The 21,211-nt window shown below is 71.5% G+C and carries 15 protein-coding genes and 1 riboswitch; of the genes, 6 read left to right on the top strand and 9 right to left on the bottom strand.

Features of this window, described 5'->3' with window-relative positions; all coding sequences use genetic code 11:
- Positions 1–238 precede the first annotated feature (238 nt).
- The 5 genes from Q0Z83_RS02455 to Q0Z83_RS02435 all read right to left on the bottom strand — a co-directional run bounded on the left by Q0Z83_RS02455 (position 239) and on the right by Q0Z83_RS02435 (position 7,436).
- Positions 239–2,539, bottom strand: a complete 2,301-nt coding sequence (locus Q0Z83_RS02455; protein ID WP_317792127.1) for a VWA domain-containing protein — start codon at positions 2,537–2,539, stop codon at positions 239–241.
- Positions 2,540–2,572: 33 nt separating this feature from the next.
- Positions 2,573–2,690: riboswitch (cobalamin riboswitch) on the bottom strand.
- A 34-nt stretch (positions 2,691–2,724) separates the two neighbouring features.
- Positions 2,725–3,555: a hypothetical protein gene (locus Q0Z83_RS02450; RefSeq protein WP_317792126.1), complete on the bottom strand. Its 831-nt coding sequence runs from the start codon at positions 3,553–3,555 to the stop codon at positions 2,725–2,727.
- A complete protein-coding gene (locus Q0Z83_RS02445) occupies positions 3,552–4,055 on the bottom strand; it encodes a SigE family RNA polymerase sigma factor (protein ID WP_317792125.1) in 504 nt (167 codons plus the stop codon). The genes Q0Z83_RS02450 and Q0Z83_RS02445 overlap by 4 nt, the downstream gene beginning before the upstream one ends.
- 133 nt (positions 4,056–4,188) lie before the next feature.
- The gene (locus Q0Z83_RS02440) at positions 4,189–5,880 is read right to left on the bottom strand and encodes a gluconokinase (RefSeq protein WP_317792124.1); all 1,692 of its coding nucleotides are present in this window, start codon (positions 5,878–5,880) and stop codon (positions 4,189–4,191) included.
- A gap of 272 nt (positions 5,881–6,152) precedes the next feature.
- Positions 6,153–7,436 (bottom strand): citrate synthase, encoded by a 1,284-nt coding sequence (locus Q0Z83_RS02435; protein WP_317792123.1) that lies wholly within the window; start codon positions 7,434–7,436, stop codon positions 6,153–6,155.
- 173 nt (positions 7,437–7,609) lie between these two features.
- On the opposite strand from Q0Z83_RS02435, the gene Q0Z83_RS02430 reads away from it, so the two are divergent.
- Together Q0Z83_RS02430 and Q0Z83_RS02425 are read left to right on the top strand one after the other, a co-directional pair.
- A complete protein-coding gene (locus Q0Z83_RS02430) occupies positions 7,610–8,416 on the top strand; it encodes a universal stress protein (protein ID WP_317792122.1) in 807 nt (268 codons plus the stop codon).
- A gap of 29 nt (positions 8,417–8,445) precedes the next feature.
- On the top strand, positions 8,446–10,776 hold the full coding sequence (locus Q0Z83_RS02425) for a putative bifunctional diguanylate cyclase/phosphodiesterase (RefSeq protein WP_317792121.1): 2,331 nt from the start codon (positions 8,446–8,448) through the stop codon (positions 10,774–10,776).
- A 9-nt stretch (positions 10,777–10,785) separates the two neighbouring features.
- Here Q0Z83_RS02425 and Q0Z83_RS02420 read toward each other — a convergent pair whose 3' ends face one another.
- Positions 10,786–11,427, bottom strand: coding sequence for a hypothetical protein (locus tag Q0Z83_RS02420; protein ID WP_317792120.1), 642 nt, complete (start codon positions 11,425–11,427; stop codon positions 10,786–10,788).
- Positions 11,428–11,514: 87 nt separating this feature from the next.
- On the opposite strand from Q0Z83_RS02420, the gene Q0Z83_RS02415 reads away from it, so the two are divergent.
- The 4 genes from Q0Z83_RS02415 (at position 11,515) to Q0Z83_RS02400 (ending at position 15,819) form a co-directional block, all read left to right on the top strand.
- Positions 11,515–12,288 carry an exodeoxyribonuclease III gene (locus Q0Z83_RS02415; RefSeq protein WP_317792119.1) on the top strand — a complete coding sequence of 258 codons (774 nt, stop codon included), beginning with the start codon at positions 11,515–11,517 and terminating at the stop codon, positions 12,286–12,288.
- Between the two features lie 64 nt (positions 12,289–12,352).
- Positions 12,353–14,002 carry a PP2C family protein-serine/threonine phosphatase gene (locus Q0Z83_RS02410; RefSeq protein WP_317792118.1) on the top strand — a complete coding sequence of 550 codons (1,650 nt, stop codon included), beginning with the start codon at positions 12,353–12,355 and terminating at the stop codon, positions 14,000–14,002.
- Between the two features lie 67 nt (positions 14,003–14,069).
- Positions 14,070–15,122 (top strand): cobalamin B12-binding domain-containing protein, encoded by a 1,053-nt coding sequence (locus Q0Z83_RS02405; RefSeq protein ID WP_317792117.1) that lies wholly within the window; start codon positions 14,070–14,072, stop codon positions 15,120–15,122.
- A gap of 454 nt (positions 15,123–15,576) precedes the next feature.
- Entirely contained in the window at positions 15,577–15,819 is a 243-nt protein-coding gene (locus Q0Z83_RS02400) for a hypothetical protein (RefSeq protein ID WP_317792116.1), read from the top strand.
- 183 nt (positions 15,820–16,002) lie between these two features.
- Here Q0Z83_RS02400 and Q0Z83_RS02395 read toward each other — a convergent pair whose 3' ends face one another.
- From Q0Z83_RS02395 to hrpA, 3 genes are all read right to left on the bottom strand, one after another.
- Entirely contained in the window at positions 16,003–16,734 is a 732-nt protein-coding gene (locus Q0Z83_RS02395; RefSeq protein WP_317792115.1) for a LamG-like jellyroll fold domain-containing protein, read from the bottom strand.
- A 67-nt stretch (positions 16,735–16,801) separates the two neighbouring features.
- Positions 16,802–17,176 (bottom strand): DUF6401 family natural product biosynthesis protein, encoded by a 375-nt coding sequence (locus Q0Z83_RS02390; RefSeq protein WP_317792114.1) that lies wholly within the window; start codon positions 17,174–17,176, stop codon positions 16,802–16,804.
- An 81-nt stretch (positions 17,177–17,257) separates the two neighbouring features.
- The gene (gene hrpA / locus Q0Z83_RS02385; RefSeq protein WP_317792113.1) at positions 17,258–21,160 is read right to left on the bottom strand and encodes an ATP-dependent RNA helicase HrpA; all 3,903 of its coding nucleotides are present in this window, start codon (positions 21,158–21,160) and stop codon (positions 17,258–17,260) included.
- Between the last annotated feature and the right edge of the window lie 51 nt (positions 21,161–21,211).

Here is a 21,211-nt window from a genome sequence, read left to right as displayed (position 1 = left end):
CCCACCGAACCACCCGGTCCCGTCACATCCCGCAAACGCCCAAGACGTAGCCCACGCCTCTCACCCCTCCGCCCCACTCCCGCTCCCCCAGCCGGCTCCCAGAGCGGTCCAAGCGTGTCGCGCACAGCCCTGAAGACCAGCTGGCGTCCCGAAGCCTGGGTTTCCTCGACGCCTCGGGACAGCCCTGAGGGCCGGCCGGACGGTTGGTTCGGACCGGCGGCGACGTGGAGCGGCCGGGTCAAGCGGCTCGGCGGTAGGCACGATCGGCGGGCGACGTCGCGGCCGGAGCGTCCTCGCGGCGAGCGGCTGGGGCTTGGCGGACGGTGACGGCTTCGAGCTGGTCGAGGGGCATCACGTCGGCGTTCAGGGCGGCGGCCAGTTTTCGGGCCAGGCCCAGGCGGATCGGGCCGGATTCGCAGTCGACCACCACGGTGGCCACACCGGCGAGCAACGGGGTCAGGCGCAGTGGGTCCGGGCCGCTGGTAGCCCGGCCGTCGGTGACGATGATCAGCAGTGGGCGTCGGCGTGGGTCGCGGCGGCGTTCGGTGGCGATCGTGGTGGCGGCCGCTCGCAGGCCGGCGGCCAGCGGGGTCCGGCCGCCGGTGCGCAGGGCGGCCAGTCGCTGGACACCCACCTCGTGGCTGGAGGTCGGCGGGAGCACGACATCGGCCTCCGCACCCCGGAACGTGATCATCCCGATCCGGTCCCGCCGCTGGTAGGCGTCCCGCAACAGAGACAGCACGGCCGTCTTGACCAGGGTCATCCGCTTGCGCGCGGCCATCGAGCCGGAGGCGTCCACCACGAAGAGCACGAGGTTGGCCTCCCGCCCGACATGAACCGACTCCCGCAGATCCCGCGGCAGCACCCGGATCCCCCGCACCGGCCCCGCGACGCCCGAACCCACCGCACCCGACCCCGCAAGATCAACCCCGCCGGAACGGAGAGCGGCACCACCGAGCACCGCCGAATCAAGCCCGGCCCGGTCCAGGGCGGCCCGGTCCAGGGCGGCCCGGTCCAGGGCGGCCCGGTCCAGGGCGGCCCGGTCCAGGGCGGCCCGGTCCAGGGCCGCTCGTAGGGTGGCGAACAGGTGCGGGGCGCCGGAGAGTTTGCCCTGCGGCGGGCGGCTTCCCACCACTCGGCCTCGGCGGGCGAAAGCCGGGGACCGGCGGCCGGTGTGGCCGCCCTCGCCGCGGGCGGAGATGCGCAGTGTGCGCGGGCGATAGGCCGGACCGGCGGCGGCGGTCGCTCCGGGCCGGGTCGGGGCGTCCCCGGGTGCGGGCGGGGCTTCGGGCGGACCGGTTTCCTGGTCGAGCGCGCCGGATGGGGCGTCCGGCCCGGGACCGGACGGTGGACCGCCGGACGGGGCGGCTTGCTCCGGGGACGCGGAGTCCGTACCGCTGGAAGGGCCGCCGCCGTCTTTCGGACCGTCACCACCGCCGGGTCCGTCCGGGCCCGGGTCCGGATCCTCGTCGTCATCGTCCCCGCCGGAGGAGTCCTCGGCGGCGGCGCGGTCCTGTTCGGCCTGGCGTTCCGCCTCGGCCAGCGCCTCGTCTAGTTTCTGCTCGTCGGTGCCGGGCGGGTCGAGCGGGTCGGTACGGCGGCGGTGCGGCAGGGCGAGTCGGGCGGCTCCGGCCACGTCGTCGGCGGTGACCCGGTCGCGGCCGTGCCAGGCGGCCAGGGCCACGGCGCAGCGGGCGACGACGATGTCGGCACGCATGCCGTCGACTCCGTAGGCGAGGCAGACCCGGGCGATGCGGTCGAGTTCGGCGTCGGGGAGCCGGACGGACGGCAGCCGATCGCGGGCCGCGGCGATCCGGGTGGCGTAGTCGCGTTCGGCACCGGCGAAGCGGGCCGCGAACGCGTCCGGGTCGGCCTCGTAGGCGAGCCGCCGCCGGACCACCTCGGCCCGCTGGACCGCGTCGCGGGGCGCGGCGACCGTGACGACCAGGCCGAACCGGTCGACGAGCTGGGGGCGGGGCTCGCCCTCCTCCGGGTTCATGGTGCCGACCAGCAGGAACCGGGCGGCGTGCTTGACCGAGACGCCGTCGCGTTCGACGTGGGCGCGGCCCATCGCCGCCGCGTCCAGGAGCAGGTCGACGAGGTGGTCGGGGAGCAGGTTGACCTCGTCGACGTAGAGCACCCCGCGGTGGGCGGCGGCGAGCAGGCCCGGCTCGTACGCCTTGACGCCGTCACTGAGCGCCCGCTGCAGGTCGAGGGTGCCGACGACGCGGTCCTCGGTGGCCCCGACCGGGAGCTCGACCAGGTTCGCGGCCCGCGCCGCCGACGGCCCGCCGGGTGTGTGCGGGCCGTCGGGGCAGCCGGGGTCGGGTGCCGCCGGGTCACAGGCGAACCGGCAGCCGTGCACGACCTCCACCTGCGGCAACAGGCCGGCCAGGGCGCGGACCACGGTGCTCTTGGCGGTGCCTTTCTCGCCTCGGACGAGCACGCCGCCGACGGCCGGTGACACCGAGGTCAGCAGCAGGGCGAGGCGCAGGTCGTCGAGGCCCACCACGGCCGAGAACGGGTACGGAGTCGTCACCAGGATCCCTTCCGGCGGGTGTCCACGCCCGCGCGTCGGTTGTCACGAGCGGCCGGAGTTCCTGGCTCCCGGAATCGGTGTCCGGTCACAGTGGCGGGACCGTCCCGGATTCGCACCGGGTTCCTCCGCTACCGCTCGCCGGTCACTCTTTCCTACCGGCCGGTGACCCGTCAACGCGGGGTCCGTCACGGCAGGATCCGCGCCGCCAGGATCGTCGTGATGCCGTCGACCTGCTCGGGTGTGAGCGGGGTCTCCTTCTGGGTGCGGTCGCCGTCCAGGACGTTGAGGGTCTGGATCTGGAGCACGCGTCCGTCGGCGAGTTCGACGACGACGTAGTGGGTGAGCATGCGTTGCTGCGGGTGGTAGGTGGTGTACACCTTGCGCCGGTGCCCCTCGGTGCAGGTGCGCTGCCACTCGTTGGGCTCGCAGGTGAGGGCGCGTTCCTTCATGAGCCGGTAGTTGTCCTTGAACTTCTGCTGTTTGCGGCATTCGGCGTCGGTCGGGTCGGTGCACGGCTCGTAGGAGATGATCTCCACCGCGAGTTCACCGGTACGCCCGTCGAGCTCGATGCCCTGGACGGCCCCGAACATCTGCTCGCCGGCCCCGCCGGAGCCGCGGAAGGCGAAGTTGGGCGGCTGCCCGTCCGGGGCGGGCGGGGCGTCCGCGTCGACCCGGAGCCAGCGCGATCCGGGCGCGATGTCGCGTACCGCCTCGTCCAGGGCGGCCCGTAGCCGCCGGGCGGTCGCCTCGGCCGACTCGCGGCCGTCCGCGACCAGGCGGAAACCGTCCGATGCCGTCGAGGCCGAGACTTCCGGAACCGGCGGCGTCGCCAGCGGCGGCCGCTGCGGCTCCGGGACCAGCAGCGATCCGGCGGCCGCGAGCGCCAGGACCACGGCGGCCGCCCCGCCGAGGCGGAGGCCGGTCCGGCGGCGTTGCTCCCTCCGGACGATCGCGCGGACGTCGACGGTGCTGGGCGGGGCGTCCGCGGCGAGTTCGTCGAAGAGATGCCTACTCATGAGCGCCTTCCCTCGGCGAGGAATTCGTGGGACGGGACGCCGCGCAGCGCCTGGAGGCCGCGGGCGGTCTGGCTCTTCACGGTGCCGACCGAGATCTGGAGGATGTCGGCGGTCTGCTCGGCCGAGTAGTCGAAGTAGAACCGCAGGATCAGCACGGCTCGCTGCCGGGGCCCGAGCGAGGCGAGCAGCGCGGCGAGGGAGGCGCGGTCGGTGACCCGGTCGACGTCACCGACCGGCTGGTCGGGCAGAATCTCGGCGGCCCGCTCGGCACGCCGCCATGGACGACGTCGTTCGCTGAGCCAGGTCCGGGTCAAGACCTTCTGGGCGTACGCGTCTGAATTGTCAGCTTTTCGCACGTCACGCCAGTGCCGGTATAGCTTCGTGATGGTCATCGAGACGATGTCGTCGGCGGTGTGCCAGTCGGAGCACATCAGGTAGGCGGATCGTCTCCACCGTTCCATCCGCTGCTCCACGAACTCGAAGAACTCGTGGTCGTCCACTCGGGACAAGGTGTTCCTTCCGGTGGGCGAGGGCATGGTCACGCGTACGACGCCGCACTCGCCGGGCCGGGTTGCACGAAACCCGGCTGGTTCTCCGGGCGGTCCGGACCGCCCGGAGAACCAGCCGTGAAGATCAGTTACGGACCGCCTTCTCGGTGCCCGGGAGGGGTTCGGGGGCCAGTTTGTCGAGTTCGGTGACCACGTCCAGGACCGCCAGCGCGGACTTCTCCACCAACGGGCGCAGGCGGCGGTAGAGGTCGGCGTCGTGCCGGTCGGGGTGGGTCGGTGCGCCGGTCGGGACCAGGGCGGCGGCCCGGTCCAGGTCGGGCAGCTCGCCGAGGGCGTGCCGGGCCAGCAGGCAGGCGCCGAGCGCGGTGCCCTCGGGGACGTCGGCGACCGTCACCGGCAGGTCGAGGGCGGACGCGAGCACGCCGATCCACAGTTTCGAGGCGGCGGCGCCCCCGGTGGCCCGGATCTCGGTGAGCGGATTGCCCTCGGCCTCGAACGAGTCGCGGACCAGGGCCAGCTGCTGGCAGACCCCCTCGACGGCGGCGCGGACCAGGTGCGGGCGGCCGTGTTCACGGCGCAGCCCGAGGTAGCCGCCGCGCAGGCCGGGCCGCCACCACGGGGCGCGTTCGCCGAGCAGGTAGGGCAGGCAGAGCAGGCCCTCGCTGCCGGCGGCGATCCCGGCCGCCTCGTCGAGCAGCCGGGCGTCCCGGTCGTCGGCATCCTCACCACCGCCGGCCCCGCCAGAACGGCCGGAACCACCAGACCCAGCGGAACCACGAGGCCCACCGGAACCACCAGGCCCATCAAAACCACCAGACCCAGCGGAACCACCAGACCCGCCGGGGCCGCCGCGGCCGCCCGGACCGCCGGCGTCGTCGGGGAAGAACGTCTGGCCGGCCCACCTGACCACCGAGCCGGCGTTGTTGACCGCGCCGCCGATCACCCAGCGGTCCTCGGTGAGGGCGTAGCAGAAGAGCCGGCCGGCCTCGTCGTCGGTGGGGCGGCCGACGACGGTACGCAGCGCGCCGCTGGTGCCGAGCGACACCGCCCCGACACCGGGTGGGGTGGCGCCGACCCCGAGGTTGGCGAGCGGCCCGTCGGCGGCTCCGATGATCAGCGGGGTGTCGACCGGCAGCCCCGCGGCGGCGGCCACGTCGGCGTGCAGGCGCAGGGTGTGGGTGGTGGGTACGACCTCGGCGAGCTGTTCCGGGCGGACCCCGGCGATCTGCAGAGCCTCGTCGTCCCAGCGCCGGGAGTGGATGTCGTAGAGGCCGGTGCCGGAGGCGATCGACAGGTCGACCAGGAACGGGCCGCCGGTCAGCGCCGCGACGACGAGCTCTTTCACACCACCCCAGCGGGCGGTGGCGCGCAGTGTGCCGGGATCCTCCTCGGCCCACCAGGCGAGTTTGGTGAGCGGGGACATCGGGTGGACGGGGGTGCCGGTGCGGGCCTGCAACCGCCGGCCGTGGCCGTCGGCGACGATCCGTTCGCACTGGGCGGCGGCGCGATTGTCGGCCCAGGTGACGACCGGGCCGAGCGGCTTGCCGGCGGCGTCCATCGGGACCAGCGCGTGCAGGAACGAGCTGAGACCGATGGCGATCACCCGGTCGCCTTTCGCACGGCACTCGGCGGCGACGTCGGTGAGTGCCGTGATCGCGGCGTCGGTCAGCGCGGCCGGGTCGAGCTCGGCGCGGCCCGGGCCGGGCACCGACAGCGGGTAGTGGACGCTGGTCAGGGCACGGATCTCACCGGCCGGGCCGGCCGCTATCCCCTTGGTCGAGGTGGTCCCGGTGTCGATGCCGATCACGACTTCCATGCGTCTCCTCCCGCCGAACAGGCTGCCCCTACGAGCCTTTCATGCCCGCCGGGCCGCCGGATCAAGCCCGTCACCGGCGGCGGGCACGGGCGGCGGCCAGGCAGCGGCGAGTACGAGCGACGGCCAGGCGGCGGAGGGCAGGCGGCGGGCACGGGCGGCGGCCAGACGGCGGAGGGCAGCGGCGGCCGACCGCCGTACCGAATCCGGCGAAGTGACCGCAAGCAAACGCCCCGCCGGAAGCGACCGGCGGGGCGTCAGCGGAGAAATGCGGGTCAGCGCTGCTCGACCGGGACGAAATCCCGGACCGGCGAACCGGTGTAGATCTGCCGCGGGCGGCCGATCTTGTTGGCCGGGTCGACGATCATCTCGCGGTACTGCGCGATCCAGCCGGGAAGCCGGCCGATCGCGAACAGGACCGTGAACATGTCGGTCGGGAAACCCATGGCCTTGTAGATCAGGCCGGTGTAGAAATCGACGTTCGGGTACAGCTTGCGGGAAATGAAGTACTCGTCGGAGAGCGCGATCTCCTCGAGCTTGAACGCGATCTCCAGCAGCGGGTCGGGCTTGTCCAGGGTGTTCAACATCTCCTGGGCGGCCTTCTTCACGATGGCGGCGCGCGGGTCGTAATTCTTGTAGACCCGGTGGCCGAAGCCCATCAGCTTGACGCCTTTTTCCTTGTTCTTCACTCGCGTGACGAACGAGTTGACGTCTCCGCCGTCCTTGCGGATCTGCTCGAGCATCTCGAGGACCGCCGCGTTGGCACCGCCGTGCAGCGGGCCGGAGAGCGCGCCGATGCCGGCCGAGATGGACGCGAACAGGTTGGCCTGCGAGGAGCCGACCAGGCGCACCGACGAGGTCGAGCAGTTCTGCTCGTGGTCGGCGTGCAGGATGAACAGCATGTCCAGGATCTTGGCGACCTTGGGGTCGACGTTGTACTGGACGGTCGGCAGGCCGAACGTCAGGCGCAGGAAGTTCTCGACGTAGTCGAGCGAGTTGTCCGGGTACGGCAGCGGGTGGCCGATGGACTTCTTGTAGGTGTACGCCGCGATCGTCGGAAGTTTCGCCATCAGGCGGATTGCGGAGATATCGACCTGCTCGGAGTCGAGCGGGTCGAGCGCGTCCTGGTAGAACGTGGACAGCGCGGTGACCGCCGACGAGAGCACCGACATCGGGTGCGCGTTACGCGGGAAGCTGGAGAAGAAGGTGCGCATCTCCTCCTGGAGCAGCGTGTGCACCCGGATCTTGTCCGCGAAGTCCTGCAGCTGAGCGGCGGTCGGCAACTCACCGTTCATCAGGAGGTAGGACACCTCGAGGAACGTGCTCTTCTCGGCGAGCTGCTCGATCGGGTATCCGCGGTACCGCAGGATGCCCTGGTCACCGTCGATGTAAGTGATCGCCGACTTGGTCGACGCGGTGTTCACGAAACCCTGATCGAGGGTTACGTAACCGGTCTCCTTCAGCAGAGCACTGACGTCGATGCCGCCCGGACCGTCGACGGCCTTCGTGACCGCCATCGACAACTGACCACCAGGGTGGTCGAGCTTGACATCCGTCATGTATTTCCCTCACTTCACCGGCAGATGTCCCAAGGATTTTGCCGTTCACCGTAAACCCTCAACCTGAATGGGTCATCAGGTGGCCACCTGTTGAGGCATTGGTCACCAGTACGTATGGGTCGTTGCGCCATAGACAATGGTCGGTATATTGCGACTTCGTTACGGGAGGGCCCATGCAGATCCCGACTCAGGGACCCGTCGTCGTGGGTGTCGGCGGCCCGGCGACCGACGCGGCCGCGGTCCGCCTCGCCGCGCGGGAGGCGTGCTCTCGCGGACGGGTGTTGCAGGTCGTGCACGCTTTCACCGGCCCCGGCGACGCCGGCTGGGGACCGGCCCGGCGGGCCGCCTCACACCTGGTCGAGGAGGCGGTCTCCCTAGCGAAGCGTTCCACACCCGGGGTCGACGCGCGGCCGCATCTGGTGGATGGCCCGCCCGGACGGGTCCTTCCGCACCTGAGCCGGGGCGCGGTCCTGGTCGTGATCGGCGGCCCGCTGGTCGAGGTGGTGGCACGGGCCTGGTGCCCGGTGGTGGTCAGCCGCGCGCAGCGGACCCCGTCCGGGCCGGTGGTGGCGGCCGTGGACGGATCACCCTACGGCGCGCTGGCACTGCGGTTCGCGGTCGAGGCGGCCGGCCGACGGGGCGGTACGGCGCACGTGGTGCACGTGACCGAGCCGGGGCGCGAGGCCGACGGGCAGCGGGTGCTCGACGAGGTCACGGCTCGGGTGGGAGCGGTGGCCGTACGCCATCGGCTGTTGATCGGTCCGCCCGGGGCCACGCTGGTCCGAATGTCGCGTCGGGCCGGTCTCCTGGTGCTCGGGCCGCGTGGCGCCGATGCCGCCGGGCGGCTCGGTTCGGTGGCCGGTGAGGTGCTGCGGGGGACGGCCGGTCCGGCCGTCTTCGTGCATGGTGCACGCCGCCCGGCAGGTTTCGTGAAGCCCGGTGACGACGTGCCCGTATTGCTACCGTTGACGCATACATAGGTCTTCGGGCTATACGGGAGGAATGCCCGGTGCGATCGGTACTCCCGCCGGGAATCGCCCGCCGGCTCTGGCAGATCATGGCCGGAGTCGGCACCATCGCCACGGTCCTCTACGCGCTCTTCCCCGCCACGTCGATCGGTGACGGGGCATTCGCCCTGCTCGCCGTCACCGTGATGGTCGCCTGTGTGATCGGGCCGCTGCGCTGGGACGCCGAACCGCCGTCGGCCTGGCGGTCGATGGCCGCCGCCGCGATCCTCTTCATGATCGGTGTGCTGATCCGCCCGACCGTCTCCGAGATGGCCATGCCGTGGCCGCTGCTCGCCGACGCCGCCTCGTTCAGCGGGTACCTGCTGCTCGCCGCGTTCGTGCTGATCCTGCTGCGGGCCCGGGGCAGCCTGGACCGGCACGCCCTGCTGGACGGCCTGACCGTCTGCCTGTCGGCCGGCGTCGCCAGCGCCCTGCTGCTCGCCCTGCCGGCCGCCGAGGTGGCCGGCCGGCCCGCCCTGCTCTCCGCCATCCAGGGCATGTATCCGCTGGTCGACGTGATGGTCGTGCTGCTGATGGTGAACCTCACCTTCACCGCGAAGCACTGGCCGGTCAGCCTGATCGCGCTGATCGTGATGATGGTCGGCATCTTCGCCGGCGACCTGGCCTACGCGATCGAGGGCGTGGACGGCAACGTCTACGCGTCGCCGCTGCTCAACGTGCCGTTCCTGCTGGCGTACACGGCTCTCGGGGTGGCCGCGCTGCACCCGTCGGTGGTGGACATGGGCCGGGCCGCGAAACTGCCCGCCCAGGCCTGGTCGTGGCCCCGCCTGTCGCTGCTGCTGCCCGCCCTCGCCGTGCCGTTCGCGCTGCTGCCGACCCCGGTCGCGGAGACCACCGAGGGCCGGGCCATGATCGCCGCGGCCGGCGCGCTGTCGGTCACGCTGCTGCTGATCCGGGCCGTCTCGGCGGTCCGCGCCCAGGTCGCCGCCCAGCTGCGCTCGGAGCACCAGGCCACCCACGACCCGCTCACCGGGCTGCCGAACCGGCAGTCGATGTCGTCGGAGGTGGCTCGCCTGGTCACGGTGGCCGACCCGGAGGGCCACGACCGGGTCTGGGTCTACATGCTCGACCTGGACGGCTTCAAGTGGGTCAACGACTCGTGGGGCCACGACACCGGCGACCAGCTGGTGATCGAGGTGGGACGGCGGCTGCGGGCGGCCGTCCCGATCAACATCCCGGTGGCCCGGGTCGGCGGCGACGAGTTCCTGCTCGGCTTCATCGGTGAGAAGGGCGGGGCGCTGCGCCTGGTCGACGACATCCGCGGCTGTTTCGCCAGGCCGTTCCCGGTCCGCGACCACGACGTGGTGATCAGCGCGTCGATCGGGATCTCGCACGCCGAACCCGACCCGGTCAACGCCGCGGTCACCGCCGAGGCGCTGATGCGCGACGCCGACACCGCGATGTACCGGGCCAAGGGCGAGGGGCCGGGCCGGTCGACCATCTTCGACACCAGCATGCACGCTCAGGTCCGGGAGCGGATCGAGCTGGAGGTGGCGCTGCGGCAGGCGCTCGCCGAGGATCAGCTGTACGTCGCGTACCAGCCGCTGGTGCGCCTGGAGACCGGCGTGCCGGTCGGGGCCGAGGCGCTGGTCCGGTGGGTGCACCCGGAACGCGGGCCGATCCCGCCGATGACGTTCATCCCGATCGCCGAGGATGCCGGGCTGATCAACGCGATCGGCACCTGGGTCCGCAAGGAGGCGCTGCGCCAGCTCGGCGTGTGGCGGTCGGAGGGCACCGTCACCGACGACTTCTACCTGTCGATCAACGTCTCGCCGCGCCAGCTGTCCGACCCGGAGCTGCCGCTGATCGTCTCCGGCGAGATGCTCCGGTACGGGGTGCCGGCCCAGTGCGTGGCCCTGGAGATGACCGAGTCGGTGATGGTCGACGGATCCAGCGTGACCGCGCGGGTCCTCTTCGAACTGCGCGAACTGGGCGTGAAACTGCTGGTCGACGACTTCGGCACGGGCTTCTCGGCGCTCGGCTACCTGCGCCGTTTCCCGGTCACCGGCGTCAAGATCGACAGGTCGTTCGTGACCGGGCTCGGGGTCAACCACGAGGACGACGAGATCGTCCGCGCGGTGGTGGCGATGAGTCACGCCCTCGGCCTGTCGGTGATCGCCGAAGGTGTGGAGACGCCGCTGCAACGTGAGGCGCTGTGGGCGGTCGGCGTGGTCAACGGTCAGGGCTGGCTGTGGGGCGCGGCGGTGCCGGCGGCCGAATTCGCGCAGCGCTGGCGGGACGCGATCGTGCGATCCCCGCACCTCCCGGCGATCCTGTCGGACCCGTCGGGCCGGCACCGCCGGCCCGACTGAGGACCCGTCTCAGACCCGTGCCACCCGGCGGTCCGTGCCACCGTCCGGACGGCCCCGGTTGTACCCGGAGCGCCGCTCCTCCCGCCGGAACGGGGCGTCGCTCTTCGGGAACTCGTACATCCAGAACGACTGCGCGTCCAGCCGGGTCGGCTGCGCCCGGCCGGCCTCGGCGGCACGGCTCAGAATCACCGCGATCATCCTGGGCAGCTGGTGCCGTTCCTCGTTGTACGAGCAGATGTCGAAGAACACCTTGCCGTCCACCTCACCGATCGGGGCGTACATGGCCCGCTGCAGCGCGACGAAGACACCCTGCCCACGGTGGCCCAACGCGGAGCCGGCGAACAGGCAGTAGAACAGGCGGTGCTGCTCGTACAGCTCCGGGAAGTGGTACTTGAAATACTCCGCCGAGATCAGCGGGATCGACTCCAGCTCGTTGGTCAGCGTCCCCATGCCGATCACGGCGCCGTCCTCGTCGTCGAACGCCACGTACTTGCCGACCCGCTTGTCGGCCATCACCTCGTCGAATTCGCTGCGGTACATCAGATGCCGGTTGACCGCGAGGAATTGCAGGTCACTGAAGCAGTCCTGATAGAAGTCCCAGGACTCGTCCAACAGTTCGGCCGGCAGCTCGGGCATGATCTCCAAGCGCATCTGGTCGCCCCCTCTCTGCAGACAAACCTTTCAGGGCGCCCGGCCCCGTGCGGGCAACTCCGGCAATTCACCGGGTAGAAAGCGGGTATGCGCTTCGCCACCTGGAACGTCAACTCGGTCAAGGCCCGGCTGCCCCGCCTGCTCGACTGGCTGGCCGGCACCGCCCCCGACGTCGTGTGCCTGCAGGAGACCAAGGTCGCCGCCGACGGCTTCCCGGAGCGGGAGGTCGCCGAGCTGGGTTACACGACCGCGGCGTACGGCCAGGGCCGTTGGAACGGGGTCGCCCTGCTCTCCCGGATCGGTCTCGACGACGTACGCCACGGGTTCGACGGCGAACCCGGCTACCCCGATCCGGAGGCGCGCGCGATCAGCGCCACGTGCGGCGGGATCCGGTTCATGTCGGTGTACGTGCCCAACGGCCGCACCCCGGCGGATCCGCACTACACGTACAAGCTGGAGTGGCTGGCCGCGCTCCGCACCGCCCTGATCCCGGACCTGACGGCGGGTCCCCTGGTGGTGGCCGGCGACTACAACGTGGCACCCACCGACGACGACGTGTGGGACGTCACCGTCTTCGCCGGATCCACCCACGTGACCCCGCCGGAACGGGCCGCGCTCGCCGCGCTGCGCGACCTCGGTCTGGCCGACGTCCCGGCCCGGCCGCTCAAAGGCGACCACCCCTTCACGTACTGGGACTACCGGGCCGGGATGTTCCACCAGAACAAGGGCATGCGGATCGATCTGGTGTACGGCAGCGCCGACGTCACCGGACGGGTCCGCGACGCGTACGTGGATCGCGAGGCCCGCAAGGGCAAAGGTCCGTCCGACCACGCCCCGATCGTGGTCGACCTGAGTGACTGACCACGAATGCACGTAGGCTGGGGTCGATCCGAACAGATGGACGAGTCGACGACGGGAGGCCCCGATGACCGCGCGGACACCTGCGCTCACCCCGGCGCCCGCCCTGCTCACCGCCGTTTTCGAGGCCGCCTCCGAGGCCATGGTGCTGTGCGCCCGGGCCGGTGACCTGGTGGTCCTGGCCAACGAGGCGGCCCGTCGCCTGCTGCCCGACGCCCGGCCCGGTCGGCCGGTCGCCGCTCCCCTGCCCGCCGACGGCAGCGACTCGTTCCAGGCCGAGCACGAGGGCCGCAGGTTGTACGGGATGCGCCGCCCCGTCGACGACGACCACTACGCGTGGTATCTGCGGGACCGGACCGAGTCGGCCGCCCTGGAGGTGGAGCGATCCCGGACGGCGTTCCTCGCCGAGGCCGGCCGCCGACTGGCCGCGTCGCTGCACGTGCGCCGCTGCGTCCGGACCACCGTCGAGCTGGCCGCCGCGCACCTGGCCGACGCCGCCATGGTGGTGCTGCCCCCGCACCGGCGGCAGAGCGACTGGACCCGGCTGCTGCCCGGCCGCCCGGTCGAGGAGGGCACCCTCCGCGAGGCGACCCTCGGCGAGGTGCCCGGCCTGACCGAGGCGCTCGGCGGCTTCCCGCCCATCCCGAGCCGCTGGCTCGACCCGGCGCAGGCGCCGGCGTGGCTGGTGCCGGCCGGGTTCGGCCCGGTCGGTGCGCTGCTGGTGATCCCGCTGCCGGGCAACGCCGAGCCGGCCGGTGCGCTGATCCTGGCCCGGTGCGGCGAGCGGGCCGGCTTCACCGCGGCCGACGAGGCGCTGGCCCGGGTGTTCGCGGCTCGCGCCGGAGCGGCGGTCGCCGCCGCCGTGCTCTACCGCGAGCAGGTCGACACCACCGCCGTCCTGCAGGCCGACCTGCTGCCGCCGGAGCTGCCCCAGCCGGACGGTTTCGAGCTGGCCGGGTCGTATCAGGCGGCCGGCGACGCACTGCGGATCGGCGGCGACTTCTACGACGTGTTCACCCCGGCCGGGGCGGCCACCGACACGATGATCGCGCTCGGTGACGTCTGCGGCACCGGCCCGGAGGCGGCGGTCCTCACCGGTAAGGTCCGGCAGACCCTACGAGCGCTGCGTCTGGTCCGCACCGAGCCGGCGGCGATGCTCACGGTGCTCAACGAGGCGCTGCTGCAGTCCGCCCGGACACCCCGGTTCGTGACCATGGTGGTCGGCTCGGTGCGCCGCACCGACCACGGCCGGGTCCGGCTCGAGCTAGCCAGTGGCGGCCATCCGGCCCCGCTGCTGCTGCGCGGCGACGGCCGGGTCGAGGAGGTCCCGACCAGCGGCACCCTGATCGGTGTGCTCCCGCGCACCGTGGTGCGCCCGGCCACCGTCGAGCTGGCGCCGGGCGAGTTGTGTCTGCTCTACAGCGACGGCCTGACCGAGGCGCGGGGCGGCCCGACCGGCACCGAGCAGTTCGGTGAGGACCGGCTGCACCAGACGCTGGCCGAGTGCCGGGGCATGCCCGGTGCCGCCACCGTCGACCGGATCCGTCAGGTCGTCGCCGACTGGGTGCGCGGCGGCGGCTCCGACGACATCGCGATGCTCGCGGTCCGTGCCCCGGCCCGCACCCCGCTCAGCCTGCGCGGTGGCGGGGCACCCACCCCGTCGCCCTACGTGGTGGCCGCCCGCCGGGGCGACCGACGGCCACGGAGCCGTCCATGACCGCGCCGGACCGGGCCGAGCCGATCATGACCGTCCGAGACGGTTCCGCGGCACCGGACAGGCGGTCATGACCGCCCCCGGCGGGGTCCTCACCCCGATCACCGAGCGGATCGCCGACGGTTACCTTCAGCTGGTCGCCGACGGTGACGAGATCGGCGCCATCCGGCTGGTCACCGCACTCCTCGACGACGGTGTGCCGGCCCAGCGGATCATCGTCGACCTGATCGGCGGCGCCCAGCGACGGATCGGCGAGCTGTGGGCGGCCAACCAGTGGTCGGTGGCCCGCGAACACGCCGCCACCGCCGTCGGCGAACGCGCCCTGGCCACCGTCGCCGCCCGCAGCACGGTGTCCGCCACCCGCGGCCGGATCGCGCTGGCCTGCGTCGACGGCGAATGGCACGGTCTGCCCGCCCGGATGCTCGCCGAACTGCTGCGCCTGGACGGCTGGCGGGTGGACTTCCTCGGCGCCAGCGTCCCGGGTCGGCACCTGATCGTCCACCTGCACCAGACCGGCCCCGACGCGGTGGCGCTGAGCTGCATGCTCCCCACCCGCCTGCCCCGGGCGCACGCGGCGATCACCGCCTGCCGCGCCGCCGGTCTCCCGGTGATCGCCGGCGGCCGGGGTTTCGGCCCGGGCGGCCGCTACGCCCAACGTCTCGGCGCCCAGGCCTGGGCCGCGACCGGCGAGGAGGCGGTGACCCGCCTGGCCACCGACTGGCCGCCCCGCACGGTGACCGACCTGCCGCTTCCCGACGAGGAGGCGTTCCTGGGCGACGAGGAGTACACCCACCTGGTCCGGTGCCGCCCGCAGCTGATCGCGACCGCGATGGATCGCCTGACCACGGTGTATCCGCCGGCCGCCGGTTACGATCCGGCCCAGATCGAGGCCACCAGCGAGGACATGGGCCACATCGCCGACTTTCTGGCCGCCGCGCTCTACGTCGACGAACCGGCGATCTTCCACGATTTCGTCACCTGGACCAACACCGTCCTGAGCTCCCGAGGCGTCCCCGCGACGGCCCTGCGCACCGGCCTCACCCTGATCCAGGATCAGCTGGTCGATTTCCCGGCGGCCACCAGGATGCTGAGCACGGCGTTGAACTCGCTCCCTCGCACCTGACCGCGACCCGGTGACCGGCGGCTACGCCCGTGCGGCGCGTTGCGGTCGGGAGCGGCGCGGACGTCGCGTCGTAGTCCGGGGCGCGACGGCTGCGGTCGGGGTGTCGTCGTCCGTACCGAATAATCGGGTGGCGGTTGTTCGGGGGTCGGATTACCGTGGGCGCCATGCTGTGATGCCTTCCCGACCGCCGTCTGCCGCCCATTGTGGCAGCAGGCCGCGTTGTCTCCGTATGCCGTGATCGGCCGGATTGGGATGGTTCGCGCGTTTCTCGTTTCCGGCTCCGGCACGTCCGGGCGATCGTTCCCGTCCGGGCCCACGGTGGATCACCCTCGTGGTTCCGGCCCTCCGGGAAGCCGGGGGATACACCGTCGTCGAAATGCGCATTCACATCGGCCGTGCCCGCAGTCGCACGGTCGTTTCCCGCTCCCCCGCGGGAGCCGCAAGGAGGTCGCTCATGCCTGCCAAACCGTTTTCCGTGCACCTGAACCTCGACGAGATCGCCCAGCAGGACATCGCCGCGGCACTGCGCCCGAGCACCGGTTCCGACGGTGGCGATGATCAGCACGGCGGCCCGGCGGCCACGCATCACGGCGCCCGGGACGCCCGCCAGGCCGCCCGGGACCGTTCCGGCCGGGACCGCTCGGGACGGGCCGGGAATGCCTCGGGTGGCCGTTCCTACGCGTTCCGCCGCAGCTAGGCCGACCCACCCGGAACCGGATGCGGACGGATCGATGCCCGGCACGGCAGGAGCCGCGCCGGGCTTGCGGACGGACTGATGCCCGGCGTCGCGAGCCGCGCCGGGCATGTGGACGGACTGATGCCCGGCGTCGCGAGCGGCGCCGGGCATCGGTGTCGGAGCGGCCGGGCGGCCGGTTGACGGTCAGCCGAGCTGGACGAAGACGTCGTCGAGCTGGCCGTGGTACATGTCGCCGTCCTTGGCGAGGTTCGGGCCGCCGACGCGCAGCGGCATCGCGTTGTCGATGGCGACGCTCTCCGGGACCGGGGTGCGGCCGCCGGCGGCTCCGTCGACGGAGATGGCCAGGGTGCCGTTGAGGCGTTCGCAGGAGATGCGGTGCCAGTTGCCGTCGGCGACCGGACGGGCGGACAGGACCGAGAACGTCTGGCCGGTGACCCGGGCGACCAGGACGCACTGGGCGCGCCCGCTGCGGCCGGTGACCTGCATCTTCCACATGCTCTCGGTGCCGGCGACGCCCTTCTGCATGACGTTGGCGTTGCCGCTGAGCTGCGCGGTGGTCAGCCGTACGCTGGCCGCCCATTTGAAGTTGCGGACCCCCGGGTCGAGGTCGGCGTCGTCGGGTGCTTCCAGGAGTGCCTTGGCGCAGGTGGTCGCCTCGGCGGCGCAGACGCCCGGGAAGGACGCGAACCGGTTGGCGCCTTCGCTGGTGATGGCGACCTGCCCGCTGGCGGCGCCGCGGATGGTGAGGGCGGCACCGCGCCCGGACAGGTCGTTGACCCGGCCGTCGGTGGCGCCGCCGTCGAAGTTGTACCGGGCCACCAGGGCCGGTCCGATCGGGTCGTCGGCGGCGTACGCGGGCGCGCCGAACAGGGGCATGAGCAGTGCGGTGATAGCCGAGAGCCGCAGAAGGTTCATGAGAGAAAGATGTCGCATTGGGTGTTTTATTACATAAAGTGCCCGATAATGTAGATCTAACGGGTCATCAGAGCAGGCCCTCGGTCTCCGCGATCAGGCAGACCGCGACGAGCCGCAGCAGTGGGAAACCCGCGGCCAGCCACTCGGCGCCGGACATCGGGGCGAAGCCGGGCTCCGGCAGCGGGCGCCCCATCCGGACCGAACCGGCGGCCATCGAACGGGCGTAGGCGGCGAGCCCGTCGGCGTCGGCGACCCGGCCGGCGCCACGGAGCGCGTCCCGGATCGCGGCGGCGTGCTGGTCGAGGCGGGCGAGCAGAGCGGGCTCGGCGAACGCGGCGGTGAGGCCGTCGACCCCGACGCGGGCCATCATCTCGTCGAGGTAGGCGCCGGCGGGACGGACGGCGGAAACGGCGGCGATCGGGGCGGCGGCGGAGTTCGTCATGCCGAGAAACCTAATCGGCGCCGTCCGGTCACGACAGAGGCGTGACCGAACGGCACCGGGGGTGCACCGACTCGCAACCGACTACAGCGGCAATGCGTCCATGGCCTTGAATATGCGCTTGTCAGACACCGCGTACGCGGTCCCCAGAGCCTGCGCGAAGTAGTTGATCCGGAGCTCCTCGATCATCCAGCGGATCTCCCGCAATCCCTCCTCGGCGGGACCGCCCACGGGTGCCGAGTTCCTCAGTTCGCGGTACTCCGCCTCGATCTCGTGAATCTGCGTGGTGAGCTGGCGGTCCCGTCCGAGGCTGCCGCCGAGCCGGTCCAGCCGGTGCACGATGCCCTTCAGGTAGCGGGGCATCTGGTGCAGCTGCCGCCACCCGGTGGCGGTCACGAAGCCGGGGTGGACCAGGCCCTTGAGCTGCTGCCGGATGTCGGCCAGGGCGGGCAGCAGCGACGGGTCGCGCAGCTGCTTGAGGCGCTGCTCGACGTCGTACGCCGTGGACAGCACCGCCTGCACCTGAGTGACCACGTTGGCGACCGCGTCGACCAGGTCCTGCCGCACGGTGTCGCGCAGCGACGCGAACTCGACCGACGACCAGACCGGCCCACCGGCGTCGGCGACGAGCCGGTCCACGGCCGCGCCCGCACAATCGTCGAGCAGGTCGGCGATCGACTTGTACGGATTGGCCCGCGACAGTTCGAGCTTGGCCCGGTTGTCCAGCCGTCCCTGCAGGAACCGGGCGGCCGGCGGGAGAGTGAGCAGCAGCAGTCTCCTGGTCCCGGCGACCATCGCGACCCGCTGTGACGCCTCGTCCTCGAACACCCGGATGGCCACGCTGTCGCCCTCGTCGACGAGCGCCGGCCACACGTTGACCTCGTAACCACCGCGTACCTGGGCGACCCGCCGCGGGATGGCGCCGAAGTCGTTGGCGGTGATCCCGCGCCGCTCGATGTCACCGGCCGCCCGGGAGATGGTGGCCTGCACCTTGGGCGCCAGCCGGCGGCGCAGCACGTCCAGGTCGCGGCCCTCGGCGACGACCTCGCCCGTCTCGTTGACGATCCGGAAGTTCATCCGCAGATGGTCGGGCACCTGGTCGGGCCGCCACGCGTCGCGCGGGACCACGGTGCCGGTGAGCCGCCGCAGTTCGTTGCCGATGGCGTCGGGCAGCGGGCCACGGCGGGCCGGCACTCGGTCGAGGACCGCCTCGGCCCAGTCCGGGGCGGGCACGAAGCTGGTGCGCAGATGCTTGGGCAGGGCCCGGATCAAGGCGATCACCACCTCCTTGCGGAAGCCGGGAACCGACCAGCCGAAGTCCTCGGCGTCGACCTTGTTGATCAGTTCGAGCGGGACGCGGACGCTGACGCCGTCGGCCGCGGTGTTCGGCTCGAACGTGTAGGACAGCGGCATCTTCACGCCGTTGGACAGCCACGCGTCCGGGAACTGCTGCGGATCGACCGTGTCCCGACCGGTGTTGACCAGGTCGTCGCGGGTGAAGGTGAGCAGATCCGGTTTCTCGACCCGGGCTTTCTTCCACCACCCGTCGAAATGCCGGGCGGAGACCACATCGGCCGGTATCCGCGCGTCGTAGAGCGCGTAGACGGTCTCGTCGTCGACCGCGATGTCCCGCCGCCGGGCCCGGTTCTCGATCTCGGCGATCCGCTCGAGCAGCCGTTTGTTCTCGGCGAAGAACTTGTGGTGGGTCTCCCAGTCGCCCTCGACGAGCGCATGCCTGATGAACAGTTCCCGGGAGACGACCGGATCGACCTTCGCATAACCCACCCGGCGACGCGCGACGATCGGCAGACCGTAGAGGGTCACCTTCTCGAACGCCATGACGGCGCCCATCTTCGCGTCCCAGTGCGGTTCGCTGTAGCTGCTCTTGACCAGGTGCGGCGCGAGTTTCTCCGCCCATTCCGGCTCGATCCGGGCATTCACCCGGCCCCATAGCCGACTGGTCTCGACGAGCTCCGCCGACATCACCCACCGGGGCTGCTTCTTGAACAACGCCGAACCGGGGAAGATCGCGAACTTGGCACCGCGCGCGCCGATGTACTCGCGTTTCTCCTGATCCTTCAATCCGATGTGGCTGAGCAACCCGGAGAGCAGGGCGGTGTGCACCGGCTGCGGAGCGACCCCCGCCTCCCAGTCTTCCGTCAAACTCAAATTGAGGGTACGGGCGACCTGTTTCAGCTGCGAGTAGATGTCCTGCCACTCCCGGACCCGCAGATAGTTCAGGAACTCGTTGCGACACAACCGGCGGAACTGGTTACCGGACAGCTCCTGCTGTTTCTCCCGCAGATAGCGCCACAGGTTGAGATAGCTGAAGAAGTCCGATTCCTTGTCGACGAACCGGGCGTGTTTCTCGTCGGCCTGCTGCTGTTTCTCGGCCGGGCGCTCGCGCGGGTCCTGGATCGACAGGGCGCCGGCGATCACCATCACCTCGGCCAGCACCTCCTGCCGGTCCGCCTCGATCACCATCCGGGCCAGCCGGGGGTCGACCGGCAGCTGGGCGAGCTGCCGGCCCATCGGGGTGAGCTTGCGGTCCTCCAGCGCCCCGAGTTCCTCCAGCAGCTTGACGCCGTCGGTGATGTTGCGCCGGTCCGGCGGGTCGATGAACGGGAACTTCTGCAGGTCACCGAGGCCCAGGTTGGTCATCTGGAGAATGACCGAGGCGAGGTTGGTCCGCAGGATCTCCGGCTCGGTGAACTCGGGGCGCTGCTCGAAGTCCTCCTCCGAGTACAGCCGGATGCAGATGCCGTCCGACGTACGCCCACAGCGGCCCTTGCGCTGGTTGGCGCTGGCCTGTGAGACCGGCTCGATCGGCAGGCGCTGCACCTTGAGCCGGTGGCTGTAGCGGCTGATCCGGGCGGTGCCGGGGTCGATCACGTACTTGATACCGGGCACCGTCAACGAGGTCTCGGCGACGTTGGTGGCGAGCACGATGCGGCGTTCACTGTGCCGTTCGAAGACCCGGTGCTGCTCGGCGGCGGAGAGTCGGCCGTAGAGCGGCACGATGTCGGTGTTGTAGAGGTTCTTCTTGGCGAGCGCGTCGGCGGTGTCGCGGATCTCCCGCTCGCCGGAGAAGAAGACCAGGATGTCGCCGTCGCGGGGCAGCTCGTCGACGGCGTCCGCGATGCCGTCGATGACGTCCCTCGGCTCCTCGGTGTCGTCCTCGGTGACCGTGATCAGCGGCCGGTAGCGGACCTCGACCGGGTAGGTCCGCCCGGACACCTCGATCACCGGGGCGGGTCTGCCGTCGGCCGCGGCGAAGTGCTGGGCGAACCGCTCGGTCTCGATCGTCGCCGACGTGATGATCAGCTTGAGGTCGGGCCGTTTCGGCAGCAGGTCACGCAGGTAGCCGAGGATGAAGTCGATGTTGAGGCTGCGCTCGTGCGCCTCGTCGATGATCAGCGTGTCGTACCGGTACAGCATCCGGTCGGTCTGGATCTCGGCCAGCAGGATGCCGTCGGTCATCACCTTGACCATGGTGTCGTCGCTCACCTGGTCGGTGAACCGCACCTTGTAACCGACCGTCGATCCGAGCGGCCGGTCCACCTCCTCGGCGATCCGCTCGGCCACCGTGCGGGCCGCGATCCGCCGCGGCTGGGTGTGCCCGATCTGGCCGCGGACGCCGCGCCCCAGCTCCAGGCAGATCTTCGGGATCTGGGTGGTCTTGCCGGAACCGGTCTCACCGGCGACCACGACCACCTGGTGATCACGGATCGCGGCGGCGATGTCGTCCTTGCGGGCGCCGACCGGCAGGCTCTCCGGATAGGTGATCCGTGGCACCGACGCGATGCGGCCGTCCAGCCGGGCCCGGGCCCGCTCGGCCTCGGCGGTGATCTCGGCGAGCGCCGCCGATCTGGCCTCCTCGTCGCGGATGCGCCTGGTCCCGTCGAGACGGCGCTGGAGCCGCCGCTGGTCACGGGGTAGCAGCTCGGAGATCTGGGCACGCAGGGTGGCGACAGGCGTTATCGACATGGCGGGCCAAGGATAGGCGCAAGCGGCTGGAAACGCCTGGTGATTAACGCC

The sequence above is a fragment of the Actinoplanes sichuanensis genome, assembly GCF_033097365.1.
Taxonomy (GTDB): domain Bacteria; phylum Actinomycetota; class Actinomycetes; order Mycobacteriales; family Micromonosporaceae; genus Actinoplanes; species Actinoplanes sichuanensis.
The sequence above is the reverse complement of the archived record's forward strand: the minus strand, read 5'-3'. Positions and strand labels throughout refer to the sequence as shown.

Excerpts from the sequence above, each read along its gene's own strand:
- Q0Z83_RS02390 (WP_317792114.1), bottom strand. The coding sequence starts at position 17,176 with ATGACGAACTCCGCCGCCGCCCCGATCGCCGCCGTTTCCGCCGTCCGT.
- Q0Z83_RS02415 (WP_317792119.1), top strand. The coding sequence starts at position 11,515 with ATGCGCTTCGCCACCTGGAACGTCAACTCGGTCAAGGCCCGGCTGCCC.
- hrpA (WP_317792113.1), bottom strand. The coding sequence starts at position 21,160 with ATGTCGATAACGCCTGTCGCCACCCTGCGTGCCCAGATCTCCGAGCTG.
- Q0Z83_RS02395 (WP_317792115.1), bottom strand. The coding sequence starts at position 16,734 with ATGAACCTTCTGCGGCTCTCGGCTATCACCGCACTGCTCATGCCCCTG.
- Q0Z83_RS02420 (WP_317792120.1), bottom strand. The coding sequence starts at position 11,427 with ATGCGCTTGGAGATCATGCCCGAGCTGCCGGCCGAACTGTTGGACGAG.
- Q0Z83_RS02400 (WP_317792116.1), top strand. The coding sequence starts at position 15,577 with ATGCCTGCCAAACCGTTTTCCGTGCACCTGAACCTCGACGAGATCGCC.
- Q0Z83_RS02410 (WP_317792118.1), top strand. The coding sequence starts at position 12,353 with ATGACCGCGCGGACACCTGCGCTCACCCCGGCGCCCGCCCTGCTCACC.
- Q0Z83_RS02435 (WP_317792123.1), bottom strand. The coding sequence starts at position 7,436 with ATGACGGATGTCAAGCTCGACCACCCTGGTGGTCAGTTGTCGATGGCG.
- Q0Z83_RS02405 (WP_317792117.1), top strand. The coding sequence starts at position 14,070 with ATGACCGCCCCCGGCGGGGTCCTCACCCCGATCACCGAGCGGATCGCC.
- Q0Z83_RS02450 (WP_317792126.1), bottom strand. The coding sequence starts at position 3,555 with ATGAGTAGGCATCTCTTCGACGAACTCGCCGCGGACGCCCCGCCCAGC.
- Q0Z83_RS02440 (WP_317792124.1), bottom strand. The coding sequence starts at position 5,880 with ATGGAAGTCGTGATCGGCATCGACACCGGGACCACCTCGACCAAGGGG.
- Q0Z83_RS02430 (WP_317792122.1), top strand. The coding sequence starts at position 7,610 with ATGCAGATCCCGACTCAGGGACCCGTCGTCGTGGGTGTCGGCGGCCCG.